We start from the raw sequence: 2,753 nt of genomic DNA, 5'->3' as shown, positions 1-2,753 counted from the left end.
TTGGGCGGTTTGTTGTAACAAAGTTTGCATTATTCTGGGAGATAGTTGATTTTCTCTAAGATTGACAACGCTATCAGAACTGAGGCCAAGTATGCTTTCCGGAATTGCCGTGATCCGGTTCTGATTAAGCCAGAATATTCTTATAATATGATCATCTCTTTCTGGAAAATCTGGTATTACTTCCAAAGCATTTCTGGCTGCATCAAGTAATTCCAATGACATTGGTAACCTCGGAAGTACAGACAGGTGATTGTCACTTACATTAATATATTCTAGTGACGCAGGTAATTCAGGAAGTGCGAACAAATGGTTATCACTCACATTTATATATTCCAGCGACACTGGTAATTCAGGAAGTGCAGATAATTGATTACTGCTTGCATTCAGCTCTTTCAATGCCCTTGGTAGCTCGGGGAGCATTGATAGTTGGTTATTGCTTACATTAATTTCATCAAGATTGTCAGGCAATCGTGGTAGAGATCTGAGACCTAAACAAGATAAGTCCAACGATGTTTCACTGTTCTCCAGACATAATTGGAGCCGGGTAAAAGCAGTTTCCCTGTTTTCTCCGGAAATGCTGTTTTTAGTCCATTCAACCCATTCGGAGAGATAATTATTGTGAACATTGTCGATTGATGTAGTTCTGTAAAAAGAGACGTTTCCAGTGGATAGGGGGGGATTATTTACAGGAAGCATAATAACCTCGCAGAAGGATATCCTGATAAAATGTGATACTGGGAAATAATAAGCTGAAATAAAATGTTTCAGGATTGAAATTTATTGTTTTCATTTTAAGGAAGAGATGTTGATTTAACTGTAAAAAAACGATACTATTTTCTTAGATGGTAAATGTCTCGCCTGTGCTATATTTTGTTTTTCGGTTAGTTAAATATCGTACGTTCATATTTGAACGTTCTGCCGGAATGCATTATCAATAGAGGTAAAGTCGCAACCCCAAATCGTAAAGGAAACCGTAGCACGTCTTAAGCAAGAACGTGCTGCGGTTGGATGCTATTTTTTCCCTGAAGCGGAAAACATTACTACAGTACCTTGAACCTTGGTTTTAACATTCTCGAAATGCTCTGAGAGTATATGTGTTAAGCCTTCTTCGGAATCTTTTGTGTTTGAAAAGATGCCTTTCTGATTGTAAATGCGCATCAGTTTTTGACCGAAGCTATTGTGCACAACTCCATCGCCAAGAATTGTGGCTCCGTATAGAGTTCCATCATCAGTTAAGGCCTGCGCCGCATTGCGTATTACACAGCTTTTTGTAGATATATTTCCAGGCAGGCAGTGAAGAAGGTAAAACATAGAAATGGAATCAAATTGACCATGTAACGCCGCGGGATAAGGTTCAAAAACATCATGGCTAATTTTATGTTTAATTTTTGATTCCCCAGCCCTTGTAGATGCCGCGTTCAGGCTAGCTTCGTTCAAATCCATTAAAGATATCAGACTACTCTCAGGTACGTGAGTAAGGTAAAACCCAGTTCCAACACCAATATCCAGATGGTTGTTACCTAAATGTTCCAGAAAGTGTGGAAGAAGGTGTTCCTTTGTAGGACATCCCCATGCAAGCCGATTTGATACTCCCAAAACCCACCAGTCATAAAGCTTTAGGGTAAGTGGTGTGTAAATTTTAGCCCCATCATCTGTGTTTTTTTTCATTAATTTCACCATATTATAGTTTTATTTGTGAATTAAATCAATTATGGCGATGAATTACAAGGGGTTAAATGCTGCCGCAGCATAGCGATATTGAAATAGCCTGGTATGCTTCGATACAGCAGGAGCCGAATGGCTGGAAGACCGTCACCACACAGTTCTACATCCAGGGATTCAGTGAGCATATTGCGCCACTTCAGGATGCTGTAGATCTGGAGATCGCAACGGAGGAAGAAAACTCGTTGCTGGAAGCCTGGAAGAAGTATCGGGTGTTGCTGAACCGTGTTGATACATCAACTGCACCTGATATTGAGTGGCCGGAAGAACCAGACACAATGTAAGCGAAAAAGAAAAACCGCAGACACGACGTATGCAGGACGTGCTGCGGTTGGCTGGTAAACTTTCGATAGTGCGAGTATTGAATGATTTCCAGCCGTTACCGATTTTACGTGTTTATTAGTGAACAAACCACTCGTCAGCAGACTCCCAGGTATCTTTCAGAGTCTCCTGAACAAATGTTTTTGCAGAATCCTTATCTGCGGTGCGTGTAACAGAAAGGCCATCGTTGCTGGTGGCTTTTACGATCACCTCTACATCGTCATAACGTTTACTGATGCGTCGGGTTAATTCTTCCTTTAACGCATCCACAGCACCGTTTGGCATTTTAGTGATTTTTTCTTTAGCGATACAGATCTCAACACGCATAACACCCTCCTGTAACTGTAGTTATGTACAGGTGTTATTTTTATCTGTATGGATAACCAGTGTCAATTCCTGATATTGTTTATGGGGCATCAATGGGGCATGTATGGGACACTTTTTATCGGCGAAATTCGTCGAAGTTCGTCGACATGGTAAACGAATCATCTATCCAACCCTTGAAAAACGGCGCTCCTGGACGATCTTCTTCGATTTTTAAAAATGTTGCGTCACGCGCGTAACGTGACAGGATTAATATCACAAAGCAACGCCACTTCACCAATTGTGTAAAGCGCCATCGTCTCACCCTTGCTCGCGAGGTCCCAGTTTAACTTTAGACGCAGTTTTGCGAACCAGGTAGTTTTGCCCGTTTTTTGTGCATCTATAGG

4 protein-coding genes and 1 pseudogene are annotated in these 2,753 nt (G+C 41.2%); 1 reads left to right on the top strand and 4 read right to left on the bottom strand.

Going from position 1 to position 2,753, the window contains the following annotated elements:
* The coding region (locus ACUU1M_RS19685; RefSeq protein ID WP_283668091.1) for a leucine-rich repeat domain-containing protein at nucleotides 1–696 on the bottom strand (696 nt) is incomplete at its 3' end.
* Between the two features lie 315 nt (nucleotides 697–1,011).
* Nucleotides 1,012–1,680, bottom strand: coding sequence for a class I SAM-dependent methyltransferase (locus tag ACUU1M_RS19680; protein ID WP_000239881.1), 669 nt, complete (start codon nucleotides 1,678–1,680; stop codon nucleotides 1,012–1,014).
* A 56-nt stretch (nucleotides 1,681–1,736) separates the two neighbouring features.
* Here ACUU1M_RS19680 and ACUU1M_RS19675 point away from each other — a divergent pair, with 56 nt between their 5' ends.
* The gene (locus ACUU1M_RS19675; RefSeq protein ID WP_000937511.1) at nucleotides 1,737–2,006 is read left to right on the top strand and encodes a tail fiber assembly protein; all 270 of its coding nucleotides are present in this window, start codon (nucleotides 1,737–1,739) and stop codon (nucleotides 2,004–2,006) included.
* 115 nt (nucleotides 2,007–2,121) lie between these two features.
* Here the strand turns inward: ACUU1M_RS19675 and ACUU1M_RS19670 are convergent, their stop codons facing one another.
* Together ACUU1M_RS19670 and ACUU1M_RS19665 are read right to left on the bottom strand one after the other, a co-directional pair.
* Nucleotides 2,122–2,370, bottom strand: a complete 249-nt coding sequence (locus ACUU1M_RS19670) for a DinI-like family protein (protein WP_001261936.1) — start codon at nucleotides 2,368–2,370, stop codon at nucleotides 2,122–2,124.
* A gap of 227 nt (nucleotides 2,371–2,597) precedes the next feature.
* A pseudogene (locus ACUU1M_RS19665) lies at nucleotides 2,598–2,663 on the bottom strand (hypothetical protein); the annotation flags it as partial.
* Nucleotides 2,664–2,753: the final 90 nt, after the last annotated feature.

This window comes from Shigella sp. SIG6, from assembly GCF_053555815.1.
Note: the sequence above shows the minus strand (reverse complement) of the source record. Positions and strands in the feature narration are given on the sequence as shown.

Coding starts and splice junctions, on each gene's coding strand:
- ACUU1M_RS19680 (WP_000239881.1), bottom strand. CDS start 1,680: ATGGTGAAATTAATGAAAAAAAACACAGATGATGGGGCTAAAATTTAC.
- ACUU1M_RS19675 (WP_000937511.1), top strand. CDS start 1,737: ATGCTGCCGCAGCATAGCGATATTGAAATAGCCTGGTATGCTTCGATA.
- ACUU1M_RS19670 (WP_001261936.1), bottom strand. CDS start 2,370: ATGCGTGTTGAGATCTGTATCGCTAAAGAAAAAATCACTAAAATGCCA.